General features: G+C 60.9%; 21 protein-coding genes and 2 pseudogenes. 10 read left to right on the top strand and 13 right to left on the bottom strand.

Features of this window, described 5'->3' with window-relative positions; translation table 11 throughout:
* A complete protein-coding gene (locus ACKJSM_RS21300; protein WP_410238749.1) occupies window positions 1-543 on the top strand; it encodes a toxin-antitoxin system YwqK family antitoxin in 543 nt (180 codons plus the stop codon).
* A 1-nt stretch (window position 544) separates the two neighbouring features.
* Here the strand turns inward: ACKJSM_RS21300 and ACKJSM_RS21295 are convergent, their stop codons facing one another.
* The gene (locus ACKJSM_RS21295) at window positions 545-940 is read right to left on the bottom strand and encodes a DUF4280 domain-containing protein (protein ID WP_236177672.1); all 396 of its coding nucleotides are present in this window, start codon (window positions 938-940) and stop codon (window positions 545-547) included.
* A 190-nt stretch (window positions 941-1,130) separates the two neighbouring features.
* Here ACKJSM_RS21295 and ACKJSM_RS21290 point away from each other — a divergent pair, with 190 nt between their 5' ends.
* On the top strand, window positions 1,131-2,198 hold the full coding sequence (locus ACKJSM_RS21290; protein ID WP_410238747.1) for a phosphotransferase family protein: 1,068 nt from the start codon (window positions 1,131-1,133) through the stop codon (window positions 2,196-2,198).
* Between the two features lie 38 nt (window positions 2,199-2,236).
* Window positions 2,237-3,004 carry an SDR family oxidoreductase gene (locus ACKJSM_RS21285; protein ID WP_064380507.1) on the top strand — a complete coding sequence of 256 codons (768 nt, stop codon included), beginning with the start codon at window positions 2,237-2,239 and terminating at the stop codon, window positions 3,002-3,004.
* A 44-nt stretch (window positions 3,005-3,048) separates the two neighbouring features.
* On the opposite strand, the gene ACKJSM_RS21280 is transcribed toward ACKJSM_RS21285, so the two are convergent.
* The 5 genes and pseudogenes from ACKJSM_RS21280 to ACKJSM_RS21260 all read right to left on the bottom strand — a co-directional run bounded on the left by ACKJSM_RS21280 (window position 3,049) and on the right by ACKJSM_RS21260 (window position 6,492).
* Window positions 3,049-3,447 (bottom strand): trimeric intracellular cation channel family protein, encoded by a 399-nt coding sequence (locus ACKJSM_RS21280; RefSeq protein ID WP_410238798.1) that lies wholly within the window; start codon window positions 3,445-3,447, stop codon window positions 3,049-3,051.
* A 33-nt stretch (window positions 3,448-3,480) separates the two neighbouring features.
* Window positions 3,481-3,590: pseudogene (locus ACKJSM_RS21275) on the bottom strand (TRIC cation channel family protein); the annotation flags it as partial.
* Window positions 3,591-3,685: 95 nt separating this feature from the next.
* The gene (locus ACKJSM_RS21270) at window positions 3,686-3,907 is read right to left on the bottom strand and encodes a hypothetical protein (RefSeq protein WP_236177669.1); all 222 of its coding nucleotides are present in this window, start codon (window positions 3,905-3,907) and stop codon (window positions 3,686-3,688) included.
* Between the two features lie 664 nt (window positions 3,908-4,571).
* Complete coding sequence (locus ACKJSM_RS21265; RefSeq protein ID WP_410238745.1) at window positions 4,572-4,814, bottom strand: DUF1652 domain-containing protein; 243 nt, start codon at window positions 4,812-4,814, stop codon at window positions 4,572-4,574.
* Between the two features lie 187 nt (window positions 4,815-5,001).
* The gene (locus tag ACKJSM_RS21260) at window positions 5,002-6,492 is read right to left on the bottom strand and encodes a helix-turn-helix transcriptional regulator (RefSeq protein WP_410238744.1); all 1,491 of its coding nucleotides are present in this window, start codon (window positions 6,490-6,492) and stop codon (window positions 5,002-5,004) included.
* 200 nt (window positions 6,493-6,692) lie between these two features.
* On the opposite strand from ACKJSM_RS21260, the gene ACKJSM_RS21255 reads away from it, so the two are divergent.
* The gene (locus tag ACKJSM_RS21255) at window positions 6,693-6,884 is read left to right on the top strand and encodes a hypothetical protein (protein ID WP_230731522.1); all 192 of its coding nucleotides are present in this window, start codon (window positions 6,693-6,695) and stop codon (window positions 6,882-6,884) included.
* A 159-nt stretch (window positions 6,885-7,043) separates the two neighbouring features.
* On the opposite strand, the pseudogene ACKJSM_RS21250 reads toward ACKJSM_RS21255, so the two are convergent.
* Window positions 7,044-7,223: pseudogene (locus ACKJSM_RS21250) on the bottom strand (sigma factor); the annotation flags it as partial.
* A gap of 326 nt (window positions 7,224-7,549) precedes the next feature.
* On the opposite strand from ACKJSM_RS21250, the gene ACKJSM_RS21245 reads away from it, so the two are divergent.
* Together ACKJSM_RS21245 and ACKJSM_RS21240 are read left to right on the top strand one after the other, a co-directional pair.
* On the top strand, window positions 7,550-9,037 hold the full coding sequence (locus ACKJSM_RS21245) for a hypothetical protein (protein WP_410238743.1): 1,488 nt from the start codon (window positions 7,550-7,552) through the stop codon (window positions 9,035-9,037).
* A gap of 23 nt (window positions 9,038-9,060) precedes the next feature.
* Entirely contained in the window at window positions 9,061-9,825 is a 765-nt protein-coding gene (locus tag ACKJSM_RS21240) for a hypothetical protein (RefSeq protein ID WP_230731526.1), read from the top strand.
* Window positions 9,826-9,832: 7 nt separating this feature from the next.
* On the opposite strand, the gene ACKJSM_RS21235 is transcribed toward ACKJSM_RS21240, so the two are convergent.
* From ACKJSM_RS21235 to ACKJSM_RS21225, 3 genes are all read right to left on the bottom strand, one after another.
* The gene (locus tag ACKJSM_RS21235) at window positions 9,833-10,003 is read right to left on the bottom strand and encodes a hypothetical protein (protein WP_410238742.1); all 171 of its coding nucleotides are present in this window, start codon (window positions 10,001-10,003) and stop codon (window positions 9,833-9,835) included.
* A gap of 66 nt (window positions 10,004-10,069) precedes the next feature.
* Entirely contained in the window at window positions 10,070-11,353 is a 1,284-nt protein-coding gene (locus tag ACKJSM_RS21230; RefSeq protein WP_410238741.1) for a Zn-dependent hydrolase, read from the bottom strand.
* A 30-nt stretch (window positions 11,354-11,383) separates the two neighbouring features.
* A complete protein-coding gene (locus ACKJSM_RS21225; protein WP_236177653.1) occupies window positions 11,384-12,868 on the bottom strand; it encodes an NCS1 family nucleobase:cation symporter-1 in 1,485 nt (494 codons plus the stop codon).
* Between the two features lie 621 nt (window positions 12,869-13,489).
* Between ACKJSM_RS21225 and hydA the strand changes: the two genes are divergently transcribed.
* From hydA to preA, 3 genes are all read left to right on the top strand, one after another.
* Entirely contained in the window at window positions 13,490-14,929 is a 1,440-nt protein-coding gene (gene hydA, locus ACKJSM_RS21220) for a dihydropyrimidinase (protein ID WP_410238739.1), read from the top strand.
* Window positions 14,930-15,053: 124 nt separating this feature from the next.
* The gene (locus ACKJSM_RS21215; RefSeq protein ID WP_410238738.1) at window positions 15,054-16,421 is read left to right on the top strand and encodes an NAD(P)-dependent oxidoreductase; all 1,368 of its coding nucleotides are present in this window, start codon (window positions 15,054-15,056) and stop codon (window positions 16,419-16,421) included.
* Entirely contained in the window at window positions 16,422-17,696 is a 1,275-nt protein-coding gene (gene preA / locus ACKJSM_RS21210; protein WP_236177650.1) for an NAD-dependent dihydropyrimidine dehydrogenase subunit PreA, read from the top strand.
* 63 nt (window positions 17,697-17,759) lie between these two features.
* On the opposite strand, the gene ACKJSM_RS21205 is transcribed toward preA, so the two are convergent.
* The gene (locus ACKJSM_RS21205; RefSeq protein ID WP_007952885.1) at window positions 17,760-18,380 is read right to left on the bottom strand and encodes a TetR/AcrR family transcriptional regulator; all 621 of its coding nucleotides are present in this window, start codon (window positions 18,378-18,380) and stop codon (window positions 17,760-17,762) included.
* Between the two features lie 99 nt (window positions 18,381-18,479).
* Here ACKJSM_RS21205 and ACKJSM_RS21200 point away from each other — a divergent pair, with 99 nt between their 5' ends.
* Complete coding sequence (locus tag ACKJSM_RS21200) at window positions 18,480-18,638, top strand: hypothetical protein (protein ID WP_410238799.1); 159 nt, start codon at window positions 18,480-18,482, stop codon at window positions 18,636-18,638.
* Window positions 18,639-18,714: 76 nt separating this feature from the next.
* On the opposite strand, the gene ACKJSM_RS21195 is transcribed toward ACKJSM_RS21200, so the two are convergent.
* A complete protein-coding gene (locus tag ACKJSM_RS21195; protein ID WP_236177649.1) occupies window positions 18,715-19,857 on the bottom strand; it encodes an HlyD family secretion protein in 1,143 nt (380 codons plus the stop codon).
* Window positions 19,854-21,509 (bottom strand): MFS transporter, encoded by a 1,656-nt coding sequence (locus tag ACKJSM_RS21190; RefSeq protein ID WP_410238737.1) that lies wholly within the window; start codon window positions 21,507-21,509, stop codon window positions 19,854-19,856. The genes ACKJSM_RS21195 and ACKJSM_RS21190 overlap by 4 nt, the downstream gene beginning before the upstream one ends.
* Window positions 21,510-21,575 lie beyond the last annotated feature (66 nt).

The following is a 21,575-nucleotide window of genomic DNA, read 5'->3' as shown; positions in this document are numbered from 1 at the left end:
ATGGCGATCACACCGCTGGATTGGCAGCAGGATGAAAAACACCTCAAGGGCCGCCTGCAGGACGGCCAGCTCGACGGCCCGTTGAACATCAAGGATGACGGTCGCCCGCAGGCGGATCTGAATTACAGCCAGGGCGAATTGCAGGGCACGTCCCTGCTCTACCATCCCAACGGCAAGGTCTCGGCGCAGATGCCGTTCGTGCGCGACAGGCTCCAGGGCATCGCCAGTTTTTATGCGCCCGAAGGCTGGTTGCAGCGTAAGGCCACCTACCGGCGCGGGCTGTTGCATGGCGAGGCGTTCAATTACTTTCCCGACGGGCAAGTGGCGGAAGCCGAGTTCTATCGCGATGGCGTGCGTGAAGGGCGTTATCAGCGCTTTCATCCCAACGGCAAACCGGCGGTGGATGCGCGTTATCTCAATGGCCAGTTGATGGAGCCGGAGCAAGGGTTTGCCGAGGACGGGCGACCGCTGGATGCCGATGGCAAGCCGATTTCCCGGGTGCGCTGGTGGTTTCGCAAGTGGACGGATCCGGCGCAGGCCTGATTCAGGGAATCAACATCTGCATCTGCCCCGGCATCACGATCTTGATCACCCCCGCCCAGTTGCACATCAACGTACTGTTGGCATCGATCGCCGGCATCCCGCCCAGCAGCAGGGTCGGCGCACCGCCGGGGATCCACGGCGTGGCGGTGGCGGGAATGCAGGGCATCGGCGTCAGTACGCCCAATGCCGCAGCCGTGGCAGCGGCGACCATCGGGTTGGCCAGGCTCATGCACATACCGAACGTGGTGACGTTGACCAGCGGAATGTGATCCATGATGTTCGCCGCCGGCATCCCGCCGGTCAGCGTGCGGTTGACCGGCAGCACGTTGAGCACCGCCGGCGCGGCGCCGAAACTGCATTGCAGGGTGGCGCTGGCACAGACTTGCGGGCAGCCCATTTCAAAGCTCCTTTGTGAACAAGGCATACGCGCTAAACCTTAGTCGCCAGCGGCCCGACGCGCACATTCCCAAAGGTGATTATCGTCCAACACGCTAACCTATAAGACCGAACCGCGCTTGTGACGACCCGAGCGCGCCATTAGATTAGCCAATGATGTCTGGCCTCCAAAATAAGCAGAAGGGATAAGCATGGCGCTTACTGACCAGTCCACCCGTATCCGCTCTGGCGAAGAACTCGATGCCAGCCTGATCGATCCGTACCTCAAGGCGCACATTCCGGGCCTGACCGGCACGCCGCAGATCAGCCAGTTTCCCGGCGGTGCGTCGAACCTGACCTACCTGCTCGAATACCCGGACCAGGAATTCGTTTTGCGTCGTCCGCCGTTCGGCCACAAGGCCAAATCGGCCCACGACATGGGCCGCGAATTCCGCATCCTCAACCAGTTGCGCGACGGCTTCCCGTACTGCCCGAAAGCCTACGTGCACTGTACCGACGCATCGGTGATCGGCGCCGAGTTCTACGTGATGGAACGGGTCAAGGGGATCATCCTGCGCTCTGACCTGCCACCGGAGCTGGGCCTGGACTCGGCAAAAACCGAGGCGCTGTGCAAGAGCTTCATCGACCGCTTCGTCGAGCTGCACCGGGTCGATTACAACGCCTGCGGTCTGGGCGATCTGGGCAAACCGCAAGGCTACGTCGCCCGCCAGATCAAAGGCTGGAGCGAGCGTTACGAAAAAGCCCTGACCCCGGACGCACCGCACTGGGAACAGGTCAAAGCCTGGCTCAACGACAAGATGCCGGCCGATCACCCGAACTCCAGCATCGTCCACAACGACTACCGCTTCGACAACGTCATCCTCGACCCGAACAACCCGATGCAGATCATCGGTGTGCTCGACTGGGAACTGACCACCCTCGGCGATCCACTGATGGACCTGGGCAACACCCTCGCCTACTGGATCCAGGCCGACGACCCGGCACCGGTACAACTGATGCGCCGCCAGCCAAGCCACGCGCCGGGCATGCTGACCCGCCGCGAATTCGTCGACTACTACGCCGAGCGCTCGGGCATCCAGATCGACAATTTCGACTTCTACTACACCTACGGCCTGTTCCGCCTGGCCGGCATCGTGCAGCAGATCTACTACCGCTTCTTCCATGGCCAGACCCAGGACAAACGCTTCGCGCAGTTCATTCACATGAACAAACTGCTGGAGCAGATGAGCCTGCAGGTCATTGCCAAATCCAGCCTCTGATGACGGCGTTATAACAAGGCTTACTACAAGGGAATCCCATGTCCAAGACTCAGTTGTTCGACCTCGACGGCAAGATCGCTTTCGTCTCCGGCGCCAGCCGCGGCATCGGTGAAGCCATCGCCAAACTGCTGGCCCAGCAAGGTGCCCACGTCATCGTTTCGAGCCGCAAACTTGAAGGCTGCCAACATGTGGCCGACGCCATCATCGCCGCCGGCGGCAAGGCCACCGCCATTGCCTGCCACATCGGCGAAATGGAACAAATCAGCCAGGTCTTCGCCGGCATCAAGGAACAGTTCGGGCGCCTGGACATCCTGGTCAACAACGCCGCGACCAACCCACAGTTCTGCAACGTGCTGGACACCGACCTCGGCGCCTTCCAGAAAACCGTCGACGTGAACATCCGCGGCTACTTCTTCATGTCGGTGGAAGCCGGCAAGCTGATGCGCGAAAACGGCGGCGGCAGCATCATCAACGTGGCGTCGATCAACGGCATCTCGCCGGGGATCTTCCAGGGCATCTACTCGGTGACCAAGGCCGCGGTGATCAACATGACCAAAGTCTTCGCCAAGGAATGCGCCCAGTTCGGCATCCGCTGCAACGCCCTGCTACCGGGCCTGACCGACACCAAATTCGCCTCGGCGCTGGTGAAGAACGACGCGATCCTGAAACAGGCCCTGACACAGATCCCGCTCAAACGCGTGGCCGACCCGAGCGAAATGGCCGGCGCCGTGCTGTACCTGGCGAGCGATGCCTCGAGCTACACCACCGGCGTGTCGCTGAACGTGGACGGCGGTTTCCTGTCCTGATCCGTTTCTGACGCAAAACTAAAGGCAGCCCTGGGCTGCCTTTTTCATACCTCCAGAACCTTCGGCAACTGCCAGCCGAAATGCACCGACAACAACCGCAACGACAGACACGCCGCGCCCGCCAGCAACGCGGCCGCCACCGGCGGCACACCCAGCCTGCGTCCGACAATCAATACCGCAGCCCCGACAAACGCCGAGCTGGCATACAAATCCGCCTGCAACACGACCGGCACCCGCGCCAGCACAATGTCACGCAGCACCCCGCCACCGACCCCGGTGATGGTGCCCATCAACATGGCCACAAACGGCGATATCCCGAAATTCAACGCCTTTTGCGCCCCGGCCACGGCAAACAACGCCAACCCCGCCGCGTCCAGCACGATCAGCGTCGAACCGGACCAACCCAGCACCCACTCATGAAAAACAAACGCCACCCCGCCCATGGCAAATGCCAGCGCCGGATAGCGCCAGTCCGCCACTGCCTTGGGCGGCGTGGCACCGATCAGCAGATCACGGGTCACCCCACCGCCCAGTGCGACGATGAACGCAATCACCATCACCCGAGCAGATCGAGCTGACTGCGCATCGCCGCAATCGCGCCTTCAACCGCAAACACCGCTGTGCCGACCAGATCGGCCACCAGCACAGTCCACTCGACCCGCGCCTTCAACGGCGCCCGGCTTATTGAGTGACGCAACGGGTCTTGGTGATGTGTCGAGTCACTTGCCCGTCGGCATAGGCATCACCGGCGACCTCGGTATTTTCCATGACCTGACACGTGCGCTCAGGTGGCGGAGGCGGTGCCGCCGGCGGAGGGGGTGGAGGACTGGCGCAACCACTGAGCAGCACCAGACCGAAAGCCGACAGCAGCGAAGAACCCACGCGTTTCCCAGGATTGTTCATAGGATGACCCGCGATAAATGGAAGAAAACTCCCGTCGCCGAGCAGGACAACGCCCGGCTATGGAAACCGAACCACTCATTCCTTATAGACCAGTGGACTGCAAGTGCCAGTGAAATGGTGGGATTGGGGGGAATTGGCTGTCGATTTTCTGAATGAGTCAACTAATCCATCGCCACCGCCGACAAGCCATCACTCACAGGTGAACGTCGGATTGGGACGCAGAGCGTCCCGGGCTGCATTCCCACGCGGAGCGTGGGAACGATCAAAATCGACCCTACGCTCCTCGCTCCTCACCACTCACCATGATGAGCGTTAGCTCGAGTACCGCTTTTGACGTGCTGGCCCCGTCGGCAGGCTGAGTGGAGGGATTGATCCGGGGTGGGAGCGCAGCGACCGTTTGGCGAAGCCAAACACATCGAGAGGAGGTGCAGCGAAGCAAACCGTAGGCGATGCCCCCGGATCAATCCCGGAGCGAAGGAACACCGAGCCAAAGCGAGGGGCCGAACGCCGGGGCCCAGCCTTTTGGTTCCTTTTTGCTGGGCCGGCATTCCGGCGTTTGAAAAAGGGACTCGCCGTAAGGGCGAAACCGCCAGAGGCAACACCCGCAGCAACGGATATTCACCCAAACCGAACAAGAACCTGGTCGGCCCAGAGGCCGCCAAGTTCAACTGGGCGACCGCAGAGAATTACTCTCAAGCTCATACTGCAATTCATCGATCAAAGCATCCACCGCCTCATCCGTACGCAAGGCATCCAGACTCAAACCACTGATCACCAGATCAACCTGCCCGGAAGCCGGGTGATAGAGCTTCACCGTCAGCGAATGATCCCCATCCACCACACATTCACATGCCAACGGCGAAAAACTGTGCTCAAGCCGCGCCCGCAACTGCGCCAGATAAATCATCGCGCCAACTCCGACAATCGGCGCAACACGCCAGGTTCAATGACAAATACATTCATGGGCTGATCCATAAGCAACGACGAAAGGAATACGATCACGAACAAAACCCGCACCGCATCTCATCAGCCTAAGAACAGCCTGCCCTGTCAGACACCCGAATTTGCACCCCCTGAACTAGTGCATTTGCACCTTACCGCTGCCCCCTGCTACTGCCCGAGAACAACCCGCGCTCGCGAGCCCAGACAATCGCCTCGCTGCGACTGTGCACATCAAGCTTGGAATACACCGTCGCCACATGATTGCGCACCGTGTTCGGCGCCAGTTTCAACCGTGCGGCGATCTCCTTGTCCGCCAGTCCTTCGCAGATCAGCCCCAGCACATCACGCTCGCGGGCGGTGAGATCGGTGAAGGACACCGACGGCAATTGCGGCGAATTGACCTTCTTCACATTGGCCAGTTTTTCAATCAGCGTACGGCTGAACCACGACGCATCCTTCATCACCTCTTCAATCGCCGCCACCAGCTCAAGCTCGGTGCGCTTGCGCTCGGTGATGTCCATCAGCACCAACAGGTAACACGCGGCGTCCTGGATGTTGACGGTGTCGGCGGAGACCGCGCATTCCAGCAGTTCGGCGTCCTTCCTGCGCACCCGCACATCGACACGATCGACCCGGCCGTTTTTCTCCAGCGCCGCCAGCAATTGCGCCCGTGCCGCCGACTCATCAATGAACTCAAGCTGTGTGACAGTTTTTCCAAGCACTTCATCGCTGTCGTAGGCCAGGGTATCGAGGAACGCCTGATTGACGTCGATCACCCGCTGTTGATCGGCATTGCAAATCAGGATCGGCACCGGGGTCAGACGAAAAGCCTTGGCAAACCGTTCTTCACTCTGGCGCAGGGCGACTTCGGCCTTGTGCCGTGGCTCCATATCAACGAACGAAAACAGCATGCAATCCTCATCGTTGAGTACCAGTGGCTGGCCGGCGACGATCACCTGTTTGCTGCCACCGTCCGGCAGGCGCAACTCGGCCTGCATCTGCGGAATCGTCGCGACATCGCGCAGGCGCTGGATGGCCAGGTCCTTGCGCTCGGCCTGTTCAAGAATATCCAGCTCATAGGTCGAGGCGCCGATCACCTGATCGCGGGTATAGCCGGTCATCTCCAGGAACCCCGGATTGACCTTGATGTAACGCAGATCGCTGAGGCGACAGATCACCGCCGGCGCCGGGTTGGCGTTGAAGGTTTTTTCGAAGCGCTGCTCGGCGTTGGCCCAATCGGTGAGGTCGCTCATGATCAGCACCAGCGACTCGACCTCGCCATCGCGATCGGTCAGCACCATGCTGCGCACGCTGTGTACCCAGGTGCGTTCCTCGTCGCTGCACGGGGTGACTTCGACCAGCACGTCGCTGAAGGTTTCGCCGGCAGCCACACGGCTGATCGGGTATTGCTCCGGGGTCAGCGTGTGGTTGTTGCGATACCGCAGGTTGAAACGCTCGACGTATTCCCCGGCGTTGTTGCCCAATTCACCGATGCGGCTGACGCCATGCATCGCCAGCGCCGCCTCGTTGGCCCAGAGAATCGTCTGGTCAATCTCCAGCAGAATCACCCCGTCGGACAGCCCGGCAATGATCTGCTGCAACTGACGGCGATTGGTTTCGGTGGTCAGGACGTCCCGGCTCATTGGTTCTCCACAAGTTCGCGCATGTGAAGATTACGACCGCAGGCTGTTGCGATCGTGCCGACGACCTCGGGAGCGTCGCAGAGCCGATGATCAAGACAGGCCTGCGGGGCATTCGCGCACCGGCAATTTCTCGACTAACGTTAGTACCTCATCGGATTGAGCCACTGCCTGCCAGCGGGCTCTTGATCAAGGAGAGACTGATGACATCCAGCCACATCGAAAAGACCTATCGCACATGGTCCAGCCCCATTCTGCTGGAGCTGAAAAAGCGCGAGCACCAGATGGCGCCGGCCGAACGCCAGGCGCTTGAAAAAGTCCTGGTGGAAAGAAGGTTGCTGGACATTGGCAACCCTGACGGTCCTGATCGACGTCAGGGCAAGGCAGGCCTTTAAGGCTGCGATCTACACTGCCAGCCATGGAGTCCGGACTTACACCTTTGAATGATCAGGTCTGCCACTCCAGCCATGATCCTGGAGTTCATGCAATGGAGCGATGGCACCCGTGCCAGGGCAAGCACCCGGCACGCCTCCATTCTTCATTGCAGGTCCATGGCTCAGCCATGCGGCCGGTGCGGCGATGGAAGCCTGATCGGCCTCCAGCCATTTGATGAACAGCTCTTGCATCGCATCCTCGGCTTCCGCGCGGGAACCCAGAATGCGATACGCCAGCCCCAGCAGAAAGGGTCGTCGCTGTTCGAACACAGCGACGGATTTTTCAGCGAAGTTGCCCATGATGGAAAAGAATCCGATGACTGTCCGATTGTGCTCTAGAGTTGATTAACAGGCGCAACCCCGTGACTCATACGTGGGCACGCTTGATACCGACTCCAGCAGTGTCCGGTCCTGACTTTTTGAAAGTTCAAGGTTTGCATCATGACACTGCCCTGCGATCCAACCCGAACAGCACTGTATCCGCCCGGACATCCTGAGCGCGCCTTTTTCGTCGTGGCCCTCTGCGCCTTGAAACGCCGCAGTGAAGCTGCGCGTCTGGCTGCGTTGTGCGTGTTCGACTGCATTGCGTTCAACCCGGCCCGGGCTTTCCGGCAAGGAGATCAACGATGATTCTGATCGCGCGCCCACTGCTCAGCTCCCCACAGGCACCCGATATTCTGCGCCTGTGGGTGGGCGTGTTTGGTGTCGCCAATCCTGCGCCGCCTGCCTTCGCGTCAGGTTCGAAACCTGACGCCTTGAAAACGCTGGGGCCTGGTCCTTTCGGGCAATGGTTCGCCATCCGCGATGGCGTCACCAACGGCAGCGGTCAGGCACTCAATCATCAGGGCATTTTCAAATTGCCGAGGATCGGTCCCGGCGAGTCTCACGTGATTCGCATCACAACAGGCGCGCTGAGCAAGGATTTCACGTTCATCTCGCAGCCCGACCAGGTACCACTGAGCGCCCCACTGAATCTGTTGCTTGGTTCCTGTTACTACCAGCCCAATGACGACGGCGGCCTTTTGACCTCCAGGGTTCGCCGACTGCCAACCCAGTACCGCCCCCACCTGTCTTTGCTGGCCGGCGACCAGGTTTATCTCGATGTTCCGGTCGTCGGTTCATGGCGGCTCACGCTGGATGCGATCAGGCAAATGATCGGTGACAAGTACTTCACGAACTGGTGCTCCGATCATTTGCACGTGTCCGGACTGCAGACCCTGTTGCAAACCGCGCCCACCGCGTGCATCCCCGATGATCACGAATTCTGGAACAACTACCCGCTGTTCCAGGCTCAGGTCATTCCGCAGCTCTGGATAAACAACGGCCAGTGGTCCGCCACGGCAATGGCGCTGTACGAGGACTATCAGCTGGGCGATCAACATCCTCAGATACTCGACATGGATAGTTTTCAGCGCATCGAGATCGATCCGCTGAGCATCCTGATGCTCGACACCCGCAGCCGTCGGGACGACAAGTTCGATCAACTGATGCCTCCGGCGGCCGAGGCGGAACTTGCCCGATGGGGCGAGGACCTGATCAAGGCCAAGCAAAACAACACGCCCAAAGTGGGCGTTCTTTCGGCCGGTCAGCCGCTGTTCACCGACCCGCCCGGGGTTATCGGCCGACGTTTCATCGATGGTGATCTGGCTAACTACCGTCAGTTCGAAAAAATCGAAGCGCAACTGGTCAACCTCGCCAGCCACGGTATTCCGGTCGTATTCCTCACCGGCGATGTTCACTGGAGTCGTGTCTGCGTGGCGCGCTACGGAACCTTCCCGACCCCCATGCTGTTTGAAGTGATCTGCTCGCCATCCACGCTGATCCCTCGTGACAGCCTCAGGGACATTGCATGGGACACCCTTCGTGGCGAAGCCTGGCCGGGTTACCCCGACCCTCTGGAACCCCTGCCAAAATTCGGGCGAAACAACAGTTTCAAGATCTCCAAATCAGAAGATGACGGTTACTTTTCCTGCAAGGGAAACCAGATTTCAGTCCTGCAGTTCAAGCGCGCCGGTGGAGGTCTGGACATGACCGTGAATTTCTTCGATGTCAGCGATGAACCACGTCTGCAAAAAACCAAGAGCACCCAGCCCTACAAACTTCGCTTCTATTGATCGCGTCCACAAGGAGACTCGTCATGGCGCATGCTCATAATTCTTCGGCAGAAAAACCCAATCCGAAATTCAAGGAGCTCAAACGCAACAAACAGGAAAACAATGAGGAGTGGATGCAGCGTGCGATTCAGAAGCTGGGGCTGAGTCTGGAAAAATGGTCATTCATTGCCCTGTTCGGCGCCGATGACACCCTGGCGTTCAGACTACGGGTCGCGCAGTCGCATTTACGTAATGACCTGCTGCCTTCCTATTGGTCCGATGCAGCCTTGATCAAGGTCGACGAGAAGGACTCCACGCATCTCAAGGTCATTCACGTGCCGTTGTTCCAGCCGGAAAACGCGGAATTCGCCACTAAGCGCAATGGTGTGATCGAGCAGTCTCTCAGGCATTTCACCAACCCCGAGCGCTGGCAGAACGTCTGTGTCATTGCCCTGCCGGTCGCACAGGCCACGGTGCTTGAGCTGGTCGAACACTTCAAGACCGCCCGCACACCAGTGGACAGTCTCGATTACCTGCTGCGCTGGCTGGCGTTCGCCTGGGGTGCCGGACGCACGTCCAACCCGATTCATGAGGGCATCGGCCTGCCTTCGGCCACCATGCTTGAAGTGGTGTACAACAATGCACAGTTCGATTTGACCCCGGGGCTCGAGTCGCGCGCGTCCTGTCCCGAATACCTGTGGATCATGGCCAAGTATTGGTATCCGTACTACGAACAGGTCGGTGCTCGCGAAATCCCTCGAGGCTTTTTCCATAAGCCGCAAGACTTCATGATCCATGAGCGCAATTGAATAAGGTTCAGTGGCCGGACCTGCCGTCCGGCCACCTCGATGCCGACATCGCGAGCCCCAGTGCAAGGATCTCCTTGCGCAATTTTGAACGCTCGGCAACAGCCACTCCCGCACGCCACTCAAGCGCCAGTAACCGGCTGAGCGTCTGACGGCTGACGATGACTTTGATGGGCGACATTACGCGTCCCTGGCTTCCATTACAGGGGCGGCAACGTCGCACATTTTCATGAACGATTTATGAACATCACGCAGCGCGTTGTCCCCCGGCCACCGCCGCCGAAGCCGCCAGCATTGCCCGCAGCAACACCGCACAGCCGGCCGCCAGATCGTCCGGCGCGGCGTTTTCGATTTCGTTGTGGCTGATGCCGCCTTCGCACGGCACGAAGATCATCCCGGCCGGGCCGAGTTCGGCGAGGAAAATCGCGTCGTGGCCGGCGCCGCTGACGATGTCCATGTGCGACAGGCCCAGACCTTGGGCGGCGCCGCGCACGGCTTCGACGCAGCCTTTTTCGAAGTACAGCGGCGGGAAGTCCGCGGTCGGGGTCAGTTCATAGGTCAGGCCATGTTCTTCGCAGGTCGCTTCGATGACTTGCCTGACCTCGGCGATCATCGAGTCGAGGCGTGCCGGTTCCAGATGCCGGAAGTCGAGGGTCATGCGCACTTCACCGGGGATGACGTTGCGCGAACCGGGATAGGCTTGCAGGCAACCGACGGTGCCGCAGGCGTGGGGTTGATGGCCGAGCGCAGCGCGATTGACCGCGCCGACGATCACCGAAGCGCCGACCAGCGCGTCCTTGCGCAGGTGCATCGGGGTTGGCCCTGCGTGGGCCTCAACGCCGCGCAGTTTCAGGTCGAACCACTTCTGCCCCAGTGCGCCAAGCACTACGCCGATGGTTTTCTGTTCGTCCTCCAGGATCGGGCCTTGTTCGATGTGCGCCTCGAAATAGGCGCCGACCTTGTGCCCGCTGACCTTGCGCGGTCCGGCGTAGCCGATGGCGTTCAGCGCTTCGCCGACCGTGACGCCGTCGGCATCGACCTTGGCCAGGGTTTCTTCGAGGGTGAATTTTTCCGCGAACACGCCGGAGCCCATCATGCACGGGGCGAAACGCGAGCCTTCTTCGTTGGTCCAGACCACCACTTCCAGCGGGGCCTCGGTTTCCACGCCGAGGTCGTTGAGGGTGCGCAGCACTTCGACCCCGGCCAGCACGCCGAAGCAGCCGTCGAACTTGCCGCCGGTGGGCTGGGTGTCGATGTGGCTGCCGGTCATCACCGGTGGCAGGTTCGGGTTGCGACCCGGGCGACGGGCAAAGATGTTGCCGACTTCATCGATCGTGACGCTGCAACCGGCGTCCTTGCACCACTGCACGAACAGGTCGCGGGCCTGGCGGTCGAGGTCGGTCAGGGCCAGTCGACAGACCCCGCCCTTGACGGTGGCGCCGAGCTTGGCCAGCTCCATGAGCGACGCCCACAAGCGGTCGCGGTTGATGTGCTGATGGGTCGATTGCAGAACGTCTACGGCTGCGTTCATGGGGATCTCCTCAGGCAGTTCTTATGGGAATTACAACGGCGATTTAGCGGCCACCGGCGTCGCACGCATCGCGCACAACCCGTAATAGATCAACCCGCCCAACGCCGAGCCGGTGAACCAACCGTAGCTGTAGAACCAGCTGAACGCGCTGCTGCCCAGCGACAGCAGGGTCAGCACCACCGGTACGCCGAAGGCGATGAACCCGGCCCGGTTCCACGCCGGGTACACGTCGTCGCGGTACAGGCCGGCCAGGTCCAGCTGTTGTTTCTTGATCAGGAAATAATCCACCACCATGATCCCGGCGATCGGCCCGAGCAGGCTGGAATAGCCCAGCAGCCAGTTCGAATACACGGTTTCCAGGCTGACATCGGAGACGATCAACCCAAGCTTTTTCAGCAGCTCATGGCCCATCAACGCCAGCCCGACGAACCCGGTGAGAATTACCGCTTTGGTGCGGTTGATCACCTTGGGCGCGATGTTCTGGAAATCGTTGGTCGGCGAAACAATGTTCGCGGCGGTGTTGGTCGACAGCGTGGCGATGATGATCAGTGCCATGGCCACCGCGACCCACACCGGGCTCTGGATATGGCCGATCAGCGTCACCGGATCGGAAACGCTGACACCCACCAGTTTCACCGAGGCGGCGGTCATCACCACACCCAGCGCGGCGAACAGGAACATGGTGAGTGGCAGGCCGAAAATCTGCCCGAGGATCTGATCCTTCTGGCTGCGGGCGTAACGGCTGAAATCGGGAATGTTCAGCGACAGGGTGGCCCAGAAACCGACCATCGCCGTCAGCCCGGCGGCGAAGTAACTGACCACACTCGCCCCCTCGGGACGTTTTGGCGGGATCGCCAGCAACTCGGTCATCGACACATTGGGCATGGCCCACACCAGCAACCCGATGCCGACCGCCACCAGCAGCGGTGCCGACAGGGTTTCCAGCCATTTGATCGACTCGGCGCCGCGGATTACCACCCATAGATTAAGCGTCCAGAAGATCATGAAGCCGATCACCTCCCCCGTCCCACCGAGGGATTTCCAGCCCTCGAACACCGAACCGAGAAACAGGTGAATCGCCAGCCCGCCGAACATCGTCTGGATGCCGAACCAGCCACACGCCACCAGCGCGCGAATCAGGCATGGCACGTTGGAGCCGAGGATCCCGAACGATGAGCGCAACAACACCGGAAACGGAATCCCGTACTTGGTGCCGGGAAAAGCGTTGAGTGTGAGGGGAATCAGGACGATGACGTTGGCAACCAGAATCGCCAGCAAGGCTTCGCCGACGCTCAGGCCGAAATACGCGGTGAGGACGCCGCCGAGGGTGTAGGTCGGCACGCAGATCGACATGCCGACCCACAGCGCGGTGATGTGCCATTTGTTCCAGGTTCGTTCGCGCACCTTGGTCGGTGCCATGTCGTGGTTGTAACGGGGACTGTCGAGGACGTCGCTGCCGGCTTCGAGTTCGAACAAGCCGTCGCGCTCGGTCACTTGCGATCTGTTCTGTTGCATGGCCGCTCCACTGTTCTTTTGATTATTTTTTGCTCATCAGGCGGCTGCACACGCAGGTGCGAACCGGACGATGGCCGGAGGAACTGACAACTTTCATGCACCGGCCATGGTGTCAGCGGCGGCATCAATAAACGTGCCGGGGGAACCGCTTGGCGCCAGGGCCGTGCTTCGATCGTTTTGTAACTGACTGATATTGATCAGTTTTAATTATTCACCTTATGAGGCCGCGAAAACTTGACTGAACACTCAGGCCAAATGCCAGGCAAGTTGTCCGAACTGTCAGGACTCAATCTGGTGCACTGCATTATTTTTTCTTCAGGACGCCTCACTCTCCGCTCAACTTCAAGCGGCTGATTTCACATAGGAAATCTTGCTCATATTTCCAACCTGTCAAGTGCGTCAAAATGGTGAAGCACCTCACCATTTTGGTGATTTTGCACTTTTATCGTTATTTTTCAGCTACTTAAAACAATCATAAGCTTATGAAAAATAATCTTGATCAATTGCATAACTGCGACTAGCGTCTATTCCTGACAGCGCTGACAAGATTACGCATTTAGCGCCGCAAACAATAAAACACTAGAACCGGCACAAGTCGGTCATGCCTGCGAGGAACTCGGAATGTCTCTGTTGATCCGTGGCGCCACCGTTGTTACCCATGATGAAAGTTACCGCGCCGATGTTTATTGCGCTGACGGCGTGATCAAAGCCATTGGTGAAAACCTGGATGCCCCGGCCGGCGCCGAAGTGCTCGACGGCAGCGGTCAATACCTGTTGCCCGGCGGCATCGATCCGCACACCCACATGCAACTCCCGTTCATGGGCACCGTGGCCAGCGAAGACTTCTACAGCGGCACCGCTGCTGGCCTGGCCGGCGGCACCACCTCGATCATCGATTTCGTGATTCCCAATCCGCAGCAGTCGCTGCTTGAAGCCTTTCACCAATGGCGTGGCTGGGCGGAAAAATCGGCGTCCGACTACGGCTTCCACGTCGCAATCACCTGGTGGAGCGAGCAGGTGCGTGAGGAAATGGCCGAGCTGGTCAGCCATCACGGGATCAACAGCTTCAAGCATTTCATGGCCTACAAGAACGCGATCATGGCCGCCGACGACACGCTGGTGGCGAGTTTCGAGCGCTGCCTGGAACTCGGCGCCGTACCGACCGTGCACGCGGAAAACGGCGAGTTGGTCTATCACCTGCAACGCAAGCTGATGGCCCAGGGCATCACCGGGCCGGAGGCGCATCCACTGTCGCGGCCATCGCAGGTCGAAGGCGAAGCCGCGAGCCGGGCGATCCGTATTGCCGAGACCATCGGCACACCGTTGTACCTGGTACACGTCTCGACCAAGGAAGCCCTCGACGAAATCACCTATGCCCGCAGCAAGGGCCAACCGGTCTACGGCGAAGTGCTGGCCGGGCATCTGCTGCTGGACGACAGTGTCTACCAGCACCCGGACTGGCAGACCGCCGCCGGTTACGTGATGAGCCCGCCGTTCCGTCCGCGCGGACATCAGGACGCGCTGTGGCACGGCTTGCAGAGCGGCAACCTGCACACCACCGCCACCGACCACTGCTGCTTCTGCGCCGAACAGAAAGCCGCCGGCCGCGACGATTTCAGCAAGATACCCAACGGCACCGCCGGCATCGAAGACCGCATGGCGGTGTTGTGGGATGAAGGGGTGAACTCGGGACGTTTGTCGATGCAGGACTTCGTCGCCCTCACCTCCACCAACACCGCGAAAATCTTCAACCTCTATCCGCGCAAGGGCGCGATCCGCGTCGGCGCCGATGCCGACCTGGTGCTGTGGGACCCGCAAGGCACCCGCACCATTTCCGCCAAGACCCACCATCAGCAGGTGGACTTCAACATCTTCGAAGGCAAGACCGTGACCGGCGTGCCGAGCCATACCGTCAGCCAGGGCCGGGTGGTCTGGGCCGACGGCGACCTGCGCGCCGAGCGTGGAGCGGGCCGGTATATCGAACGGCCGGCGTATCCGGCGGTGTTTGATTTGCTGAGCAAGCGGGCGGAATTGCACAGGCCTGTGGCCGTCAAGCGCTGATCCCGGATCGTTCTCACAATGATCTTTCCCACGCGGACGGTTCGACGCCTCGACGTGGGAACGATCAAAAAAACCACTGCCCGACAGAGGCAGAAAACCTCAATTAACCGTGAGGCAAAAAACCGTGATCGAGACCCTGAACCATCTCCCGCACCCGCACGAAAGTGCGGCCGCCCTCGCCGGCCACTTCACCGATCTGGCGCCGCCGCTCAACGCCCGACAGGCGCACCTGGAAGCCTCGCGCTGCCTGTATTGCTACGACGCGCCGTGCGTGAATGCATGCCCGAGCGAGATCGACATTCCGTCGTTCATCCGCAATATCCACCAGGACAACGTGCCCGGTGCGGCGCAGAAAATCCTCTCGGCAAACATCCTCGGTGGCAGTTGCGCGCGGGTCTGCCCGACCGAAATCCTCTGCCAGCAAGCCTGCGTGCGCAACAACGCTCACGAGTGCGCGCCGGTGCTGATCGGTCTGCTGCAACGCTACGCCGTGGACAACGCGCACTTCACTGAACATCCATTCCAACGCGCCGCCGCGACGGGCAAACGCATCGCCGTGGTCGGTGCCGGCCCGGCGGGTTTGTCCTGCGCACATCGCAGCGCCATGCACGGGCATGACGTGGTGATTTTCGAAGCGCGGGAGAAGGCTGGCGGGCTCAACGAATACGGGATCGCCAAGTACAAACTGGTGGACGACTACGCGCAGAAGGAGCTGGACTTCCTCCTGCAAATCGGCGGCATCGAAATCCGCCACGGCCAGAAACTCGGCGAGAATCTGACTTTGAGCGAATTGCATCAACAGTTCGACGCCGTGTTCCTCGGTCTCGGCCTGAACGCCAGCAAGCAGCTCGGTCTGGCCCACGAAGAGGCCCCCGGCCTGCTCGCCGCCACCGACTACATCCGCGAACTGCGCCAGGCCGATGACCTGTCGCAACTGCCGCTGGCCGATCACTGCATCGTCCTCGGCGCCGGCAACACCGCCATCGACATGGCCGTGCAAATGGCCCGCCTCGGTGCCCGCGACGTCAACCTGGTTTATCGCCGTGGTGCGGCGGACATGGGCGCCACCGGCCACGAACAGGACATCGCCAAGGCCAATCAGGTGCGGCTGCTGACCTGGGCGCAACCGGACGAAGTGCTGCTCGACGCTCAGGGCAAGGTGCGCGGCATGCGTTTCGCCCGCACCCATCTGGTGGACGGTCGCCTGCAAACCACTGGCGAAACGTTCGAGCTGGCCGCCGATGCAATCTTCAAAGCCATCGGTCAGGCCTTCGACGGCAGCGCCCTCGCCGACCCGCTGGCCCGCGAGCTCAAGCGTCAGGGCGAACGCATCCAGGTCGATGAGAACCTGCGCACCAGCCTCCCCGGCGTGTACGCCGGCGGCGACTGCACCAGCCTCGATCAGGACCTGACCGTGCAAGCGGTGCAACACGGCAAGCGCGCCGCCGAGGCGATCAACGCTCAACTGATGCTCAATGTGGAGGCTGCGTAAATGGCCGATCTCTCGATTGTCTTCGCCGGTATCAAAGCCCCCAACCCGTTCTGGCTGGCCTCCGCGCCGCCGACCGACAAGGCCTACAACGTGGTCCGCGCCTTTGAGGCCGGCTGGGGCGGCGTGGTCTGGAAAACCCTGGGTGAAGACCCGGCGGCGGTCAACGTGTCGTCGCGTTATTCGGCGCACTACGGCGCCAATCGTGAAGTGCTGGGCATCAACAACATCGAACTGATTACCGACCGCTCGCTGGAAATCAACCTGCGGGAAATCACCCAAGTGAAAAAGGACTGGCCGGACCGCGCGCTGATCGTGTCACTGATGGTGCCCTGCGTCGAAGCGTCGTGGAAACACATCCTGCCACTGGTGGAAGCCACCGGCGCCGACGGCATCGAGCTGAATTTCGGCTGCCCCCACGGCATGCCTGAACGCGGCATGGGCGCGGCGGTCGGTCAGGTGCCGGAGTACGTCGAGCAAGTCACGCGCTGGTGCAAGACCTATTGCTCGCTGCCGGTGATCGTCAAGCTGACGCCGAACATCACTGACATCCGCGTGGCCGCCCGCGCTGCGCACCGGGGTGGCGCCGATGCCGTGTCGCTGATCAACACCATCAACTCGATCACCAGTGTCGACCTCGAACACATGGTCGCCCTGCCCACTGTCGGCAGCAAAAGCACCCACGGCGGTTATTGCGGTTCGGCGGTCAAACCGATCGCGCTGAACATGGTCGCGGAAATCGCCCGTGACCCGCAGACCCAGGGCCTGCCGATCTGCGGCATCGGCGGCATTGGCAGTTGGCGCGACGCAGCGGAGTTCATCGCCCTGGGCAGCGGCGCGGTGCAGGTGTGCACGGCGGCGATGCTGCATGGTTTCCGGATTGTCGATGAGATGAAGGATGGCCTGTCGCGATGGATGGACAGTCAGGGCTACGCCAGCATCGCCGAGTTTTCCGGACGTGCGGTGGGCAATACGACCGACTGGAAATACCTGGATATCAACTATCAGGTCATCGCGAAAATCGACCAGGCGGCGTGCATCGGTTGCGGGCGTTGCCACATTGCCTGCGAGGACACGTCACACCAAGCGATCAGCAGCCTGAAACAGGCCGATGGCACGCACAAATACGAAGTGATCGATGACGAATGTGTGGGCTGCAATCTGTGCCAGATCACCTGCCCGGTGGCGGATTGCATCGAGATGGTACCGATGGAGACGGGCAAGCCGTTTCTGGACTGGAATCATGATCCGAGGAATCCGTATCACGTCAGTGCCTGAATGATCGTTCCCACGCTGAAAGATCGTTCCCACGCTCCGCGTGGGAACGATCGGTTACGAGGCTCAAGGTTCTAATCCGATCCCCCGCAAAATCACGCTGGTCACCGTCTGCACCGCCCGCTCGAACTGCATGTCCGACAACGGCTGGTGCTCATTCAGAATATTCACCTGATGATCGAAGTCGGCATAGTGCTGGGTCGACGCCCAGATCATGTACAGCAGACTCGATGGTTCCACCGGCAGAATCCGCTTGTCCTCCACCCACTGGCGGATCTTCGCCTCTTTCATCTTCGCCCAGTCGTACAGGCTCACGTCCAACGCCTCACCGAGGGTCGGTGCGCCGTGGATGATTTCGTTGGCCCAGACTTTCGAGCCGTAGGGCCGGCTGCGCGAGTGGTTCATCTTGGCGCGGATGTAGCTGCTGAGCACCACGCGCGGATCGTCGAACATCTCGAAGCACAGCGCGTCCTGCTTCCACACTTCCAGCAGGTCGAACAGCACTGCGCTGTACAGCTCGCTTTTGGTCGAAAAGTAGTAATGCAGATTGGAGCGTGGCAGCTGCACTTCAGCGGCGATGTCCGCCATGGCGGTGCCGCCGAAACCTTTTTCGGCGAAGACTTTTTCCGCCGCCAGCAGAATCTTATCGACGTTGGTGCGGCGGATTTCGATCTTGTGATTGCCCATGAGGGCTCCCTGAGGACAACGTGGTTGAAGACTAGCATCCGCTCTCGGCAAGGGCACGCCCTATACCGTGCGCCGTCACTCACGGAAAAGGGATTTCCCATGAGGCTGGAAAACCTGCTCACCGCCGGCGAATACAAGGTCGAATGGCACGCGGTGTCGGTCGACATGCACAAGAGCGGAGCGCTGGCGCTGTGCCGGTTCCTGCATTTCGTCGTGGTGTTGATGCTGTTCGGGGCCTGGCTATTCCGGCAAGGGTGAAGCGTCGGCGCTGGATCGGCGCCGTAGCGGCGGTGTCCGTGCTCGGTACCCTGCCGCCGATGATCGCCGCCTGAGGTCAATGTTTCTGGGTGTCGCCCGCCGCTGTATCAATGCTGACCACCACCGACATCCCCGGTCGCAGGCGCTCGCTCTCCTGCTGATCCGGATCGATGGTGATGCGCACCGGCACCCGCTGGGCGATTTTCACGAAGTTGCCGGTGGCGTTGTCAGCCTGCAACAACGCGAATTCGGAACCGGTGCCCGGCGAGATGTGCTGCACATGGCCGGTGAATGTGCGGTGGTTCAAGGCATCGACGGTGAAGCTCACCGGTTGCCCGACCCGCACGTTGTTCATCTGAGTCTCTTTCATGTTGGCGATCACCCATTTCTGGTCCGGCACCAGCGCCATCAACTGCCCCCCGGAGTTGACGTAAGCGCCCAGGCGCACGCCGATCTGCCCCAGTTGGCCGTCACGCGGGGCAACGATCCGGGTGTTGGACAAGTCGATTCGCGCCAGTTGCACCGCCGCCTCGGCACTGGCCACCGCCGCCTCCAGCGAACCGCGATTGACGATCACCGTTTGCAGATCCTGCCGGGCGATTTCCAGATTGGCCTTGGCCTGCGCCACCGCCGCAATGCTTTGCGCGTTGGCAGCCAGCGCCACGTCCATCTCACGCTTGGACACCGAGCCATCATTGACCAGAGCCTTGTTGCGTCGCAGATCCGCCTCGCTTTTGCGCAGCTGCGCTTCGCTGTCGGCCACCACCGCCTGCCGCAGCTTGATCGTCGCCTCGGCGCTGTTGCGCTGCTGCACCACATTGGCCAGCGAGGCTTTCTGCACCGCCAGTTGCGCCAGCGACTGGTCGAGCCGTTGCTGGTAGATACGGTCATCGAGACGCACCAGCAAATCGCCCGCCTTCACAAACTGGAAATCCTGCACCGGCACTTCAAACACATAACCGCTGAGCTGCGGGCCGATGATCGTCACTTGACCGCGCACCAGCGCGTTTTCGGTTGTTTCCACCGCGCTGCTGAACGGCGGCAGTTGCCAGGCGTAAAGCACGATCAGCACGCCGACGATGGCAATCGCGGCAAACCCCAGCGACGAGATGATCCGCACCCGCAGCGAACGCGGCTCGGTGTTCGGTGATGACGGCGGCGCCACGCCCTCAGGGGTGGCGGCGATGGCATTGGTGGTCGTAGTGGTCGGTTCGGTCATGAAGAAGTGGCACCGCTGGAGGGTACGGAAGGTGTCGGGGCGACGGCTCTGGTGGTACTGATCAGCCACAGCGCACGGATGGAAATCCAGATCATGGTCAGGATCGCGATCACCGCAATCAGCATGAACACATCGTTATAGGCCAGCACGTTGGCTTCGCGGGTGGCGGCGTTGGCCAGGCTGCGGATCCCCGCCAGATGACGCAGGCTCGGATCGGCGATCAGCGAGCCAACCGCCGAGCCCCCGCTTTGCACCCGGGCGGCAACACGCGGGTCGGACATTACCAGTTGCTCGACGATATGGCTGGAATGAAATTTCTCGCGCACGATCTGGAAAGTCCCCAGCAATGCCGCGCCGATCAGGCCGCCGAGGTTGTTGCAGATCCCGAACAACACGGAAAAGCTCACGAGGTTGCGCGGGTTGGTCAGCACGTTGCGCGTGCCCAGCACCATGGTCGGACCGAGGAAGAAGGTACTGCCGAACGCCAGCAGGAACTGGCTGAAATACAGGTTGCCGGGGCGAGTCAGGTTATTTGATGAGCTGTCCATGATCGAGCCGGTGGCCATCAACGCCAGCGAAATGATCAGGGGCATCAGCAAGTGTTGCGGGTTGATGGTCAGCGCACTGGTGAGCAGCCCGGCAACGCTGCCGATCAGCATGACCACATACAGGCTGTGCAACTGCTGGCTGCTCATGTTCAGGTTTTGCATGAAGCCCACGGCGCCGGTCGATTGCTCCGAGGTCACCATGCGAATCAGGATCACCGCCAGCGCCAGGCGGATCATCACCCCGCTGCCGAGCCAGCGGGTCATCAGCATCGGGTTGCTGCGGTTATGTTCAATGGCCAGCCCCGCGAGTATCAGGACAATCGACGCGGCCAGGGCGATGCCGATCCAGTCGGCTTCCAGCCACCAGTCGATCCGGCCCAGGGACAACACCGCACACAACAGCGCCACGCCGGTGGCAAGGATGGCGAAGGTCAGAAAGTCGAGGGGTTCGAAGGTCTTGAACCGGTCACCCGGCGGCAACTTGAGCATCAGGACGCAGCCCAGCGACAGCAGCGCCATGCCCAATTCGAACAGGTACAGGCCGCGCCATTCGGCAATCTGCAGCAAGTCTTCGGAAAACAGCCGCGCCAGCGGCAAGGCCAACTGCGAGGTGCCAAGGCCCAGTACCAATGCCTTCAACCGCCATTTGGCCGGGAACGCCTGCACCATGTAATACAGGCCCAGCGAGCTGAGCGCCGCGCCGACCATGCCGTGGGCCGCGCGCACCGCGACCGCCGAATTCAGGTCATTGACGAACAGATGGCCGAAGGTCACCAGCGCATACAGCACCAGAAACACCTCGGTGAATGCCCGCAGGCCGAACTGCTGGCGAAATTTCACCAGCAGCAGGTTCATCGAGACGTTGGTCATCACGTACGCCGCCGGCAGCCAGGCCATCTCCGCCGTGGTCGCTCCAAGCGCACCTTGCAGGTAAGGCAGGTTGGCGACCACCAGCGAATTGCCCAGGCCACCGGTCACCGCCACCAGCAACCCGACCAGCGCATAGGCCAGGCGCTTGGGGTTGGAGTGCAGCGGCGTCGAGGGGGAACCGGGCAGACTGGGCTTCTCGTGCGGCTGCCAGTTGCGCGGGGCGTATTGGTTCATTGGTTGGCCTTGTGCCGGAGATGGCACCAGTTTGCCGGGGTCGCCGGGATTCGTAAATTTTGTTTA

The sequence above is a fragment of the Pseudomonas sp. PHC1 genome, assembly GCF_046487845.1.
Lineage (GTDB): Bacteria > Pseudomonadota > Gammaproteobacteria > Pseudomonadales > Pseudomonadaceae > Aquipseudomonas > Aquipseudomonas sputi.
The sequence above is the reverse complement of the archived record's forward strand: the minus strand, read 5'-3'. Positions and strand labels throughout refer to the sequence as shown.